This window comes from Roseateles sp. (assembly GCF_049240545.1).
Lineage (GTDB): Bacteria > Pseudomonadota > Gammaproteobacteria > Burkholderiales > Burkholderiaceae_C > Paucibacter_A.
This window is the reverse complement of the sequence record NZ_JBMLSK010000102.1, coordinates 1-2,625: the sequence shown is the minus strand read 5'-3', so window position 1 is coordinate 2,625 and position 2,625 is coordinate 1. Positions and strand designations below refer to the sequence as shown.

The 2,625-nt window shown below is 62.8% G+C and carries 5 protein-coding genes; all 5 read left to right on the top strand.

The genetic code is table 11. The features are described 5' to 3' along the window. The coding region (locus ACOVRJ_RS06940; RefSeq protein ID WP_422043155.1) for a phage major capsid protein at positions 1-1,011 on the top strand (1,011 nt) is incomplete at its 5' end. A 34-nt stretch (positions 1,012-1,045) separates the two neighbouring features. Further along, positions 1,046-1,273, top strand: coding sequence for a hypothetical protein (locus ACOVRJ_RS06935; RefSeq protein ID WP_422043154.1), 228 nt, complete (start codon positions 1,046-1,048; stop codon positions 1,271-1,273). 68 nt (positions 1,274-1,341) lie between these two features. Further along, on the top strand, positions 1,342-1,995 hold the full coding sequence (locus tag ACOVRJ_RS06930) for a hypothetical protein (protein WP_422043153.1): 654 nt from the start codon (positions 1,342-1,344) through the stop codon (positions 1,993-1,995). 3 nt (positions 1,996-1,998) lie between these two features. Further along, entirely contained in the window at positions 1,999-2,415 is a 417-nt protein-coding gene (locus ACOVRJ_RS06925; protein ID WP_422043152.1) for a hypothetical protein, read from the top strand. Further along, a partial coding sequence (locus tag ACOVRJ_RS06920; RefSeq protein WP_422043151.1) for a hypothetical protein occupies positions 2,416-2,625 on the top strand: 210 nt, incomplete at its 3' end. It abuts the gene before it with no gap.

Sequence of the window (2,625 nt, the reverse complement as noted above, 5' to 3'; positions counted from 1 at the left end):
ATCGCTGACCGATTGCTGATGCTCGAGCAAAAGCAAGGCGCGCCGCGCGGAGAGGAGAAAGTCGTACAGAGCATGGGGTTCGAGTTCACGTCGACAGAGCAATACAAAGCGTTTGTCGGCGGCCAGGTGCGCACCGTGCGCATTGAACTGAAGAACACCACCGTCGGCAGCGACGCTACGGTCGCACCCGACCGCCGTCCTGGCGTCACCAGCGGCGCGTTTCGCAGGTTCCTGGTCGAGTCCGCCATGAACGCGCTGCCGACAACCAGCAACGCTGTCGAGTTCACTCGGGAAGCCACGTTTGTCAACAACGCGGCGGAGACGGCGGAAAACAGCGCCAAGCCTGAGACCGATATCACGTTCAACTTGCAGACCGCGCCCGTGCGCACCATCGCGCACTGGACTCGCATCAGCCGTCAACTTGCGGCTGACGCGCCTGCTGTGGCCGCGTACATTAACACGCGCATGCGCTACGGCGTCGATCTGCGAGTCGAGAACCAGCTAATCAACGGCAACGGCAGCGGTGCCAACCTGTCCGGCATTTTCAACACTGGCAACTTCACGCCGCACGGCTACACCGCCGCCAACATGACCGCGTGGGTCTCCAACGCGCAGCGGTTCGATTTGATCCGCCGCGTGATTGGTGACCTGCTGGCTGCCGATTACCCGCCTAACGCCATCCTTCTCAACCCCGTCGACTGGGCGGTGATGGAGGCGCTCAAGGACTCGCAGGCCCGGTACCTGCTCGGCAACCCCAGCGGCTCCGCGCCGGCGGCCATCTGGGGTATCCCGGTCATCCCGACCAACGCTGTCACCGCCGACACGTTCCTGGTCGCCGCGCTCGACATGGCTGCCACGATCTACACCCGTGAAGGCGTTGCGGTGGCGCTCAGCGAAGAAGACGCGAGCAACTTCACCACCAACCTCGTCACCATTCGCGCCGAGCGCCGCCTGGCGCTTGCCATCGAGCGCCCGGCGGCTATTCGTGGCGGCGACCTGACCCCGGCCTAATCGGCCATCCGCATCAGCGCAGATGGAGCAACGTATGCAGCGAATCAAGTTCAAAACCACCGTGTTCAGCACCACTTTCGGCACGCTGGCTGATGGTGATCTGCTCACGTGCTCCGCTGCGCATGCGGAGCATTTTGTTGACGAGTTGAAAGTCGCCGAGCGCGTGCTGCCGGCCGCTGCTGTTGCGCCTGCGGTCGGAGAGGAACAGGACACGTCGGCAGAGTCGACAAAGGCTCGCAAGCGCGGCGGTTCCGCCAAGTAGCCTTGCCAGTCGCGAGCGCATCAACGGCACTAATCTTTTGCAAGCACCATTTACTTTCGCGAGGCCATATGGATCAATTTACCGCTAACGGCAGGCAGGGCCTCGGCACTGGCTTGATCGATCTCGACACCGCCGTCCTCAAGGCTGCGCTGCTGCGCGGCTACACCTACAACGCTGCGCACACGTTTGTCAGCGACATCACCGGCGCAGGCGGCACCCTCGTATCTACCAGCAGCGCGCTTGGCGGTGTTTCCTTTGCAGACGGCGTGCTCGACGCCAACGATGTCACCTGGACTGCGGTTGCCGCCGGCGCTGCAATCCCTGCCATCCTGCTGTTCCAGTCCAGCGCAGTGACTGGCGGTGCAGACGTTGCTGCCACTGCCCAGCGGGTAATCGCCATTCTCGACGGTCGGTTCAGGTTCACTGTGGCCGCCACCGCCTCCAGCGGCGCAGTGGCTGTCACGGTCGACGCGCTACAGCTCGGGATCGCAAACGGCGCAGTAGCCTCGCTTATCAGCGGCACCGGCCCCGCCGCCATCACGCTGTCGTCCGCCGCGAATGCCGGCGCGCGGTCGATTACCGTTTCCGCGCTCGGCAGTGCGGCGAGCGCAGAGGCCGTGTACGAAGTCGGGTACAGCAACAGCAACCTGCCGATCACGCCGAACGGTGGCGACATTACTGCGGCGTGGAATAACGGCGCAAACCGCATTCTTAGGATCTAATCTATGGCGGTCGCAAAGTGGTCTAGCGTTTCTTCGCGCTCCAGCAACCTTGCCGGCACTTCGCTAAATTCTCTCGCTAATGGTTCCGAGTCCAGCCGCGTCACCTACGACAACAGCACAAACCGCAACCTGTACGGCTTCGTCACGATCAAGCTCGGCAGCATAACGCCATCGACGGGGGGCAGCATCACGCTTCGAGTTACTGCGAGCGATGGCACCGACATCGGGGACGCGGCGGTCGGTGGCGACCTTTACACGATGGCACTGACCTCGGGCGCGTCGGCGAAGATCGTCAATATCCCGATGGTGCGCCTGTACCCGTTCTCGCTGTGGTTTTCGGTCATCAACAACGCTGGCGTCGCGCTTGCGTCAAGTGGCAACGAGATTTACGTCACCAATTTCAACGAGGATGTCACTTAAATGCCTCGGGGTGTCTCGCTCGTTGATGAGGCGCGGTTGCAGGGGCGGCTCTGGACGCCTGCGCAGGTGCTGCCATCGTTGTGGCTGGACGGGGCAGACCTGTCGACGCTATCCATGAGCGGGAGCAGCGTCACACAGTGGCGGGACAAAAGCGGCAACGCCCGTCATGCCACGACGACGGTACGCAATCCGGGCATCACGAGGGTCAAT